A 365-nucleotide genomic window follows, 5' to 3' on the forward strand; every position below is an offset into this window, starting at 1 on the left:
GGAAAAGCTCAGCCGCAACCAGATGAACGAGCTCATCGAACGCGCCGGCGGCCGCTCCTCCTCCAGCGTCTCCAAGAAGACCACCCTGGTCGTCGCCGGAGACGGCGCCGGATCCAAACGCGCCAAGGCCCAAACCCTCGGCATCCGCTTGGCCACCCCCGACGAATTCGCCACCCTCATCGCCGACTTCGTCGACTGAGCCCATCGGCAAGGGGGCATGCCGCAGCTCACATCGGCAGCCAGAACCGGCCGGGAACAACCCGCACCGGTTGACCGTTCACCTGTACGTGGCTGCGGAGGGGACAGTGTCCCCGGGCCTCACCTACAGCCCATGGGGACGATCGTCCGGCTGAAGCCCCATGGAG

At 66.8% G+C, this 365-nt stretch carries 1 protein-coding gene; it reads left to right on the forward strand.

All coding sequences use genetic code 11. The features are described from left to right. On the forward strand, window positions 1–199 hold a 199-nt coding region (locus tag OP79_RS49240), incomplete at its 5' end, for a BRCT domain-containing protein (RefSeq protein ID WP_033329893.1). Between the last annotated feature and the right edge of the window lie 166 nt (window positions 200–365).

This window comes from Streptomyces yerevanensis, assembly GCF_000716805.1.
GTDB classification, from domain to species: domain Bacteria; phylum Actinomycetota; class Actinomycetes; order Streptomycetales; family Streptomycetaceae; genus Streptomyces; species Streptomyces flaveus.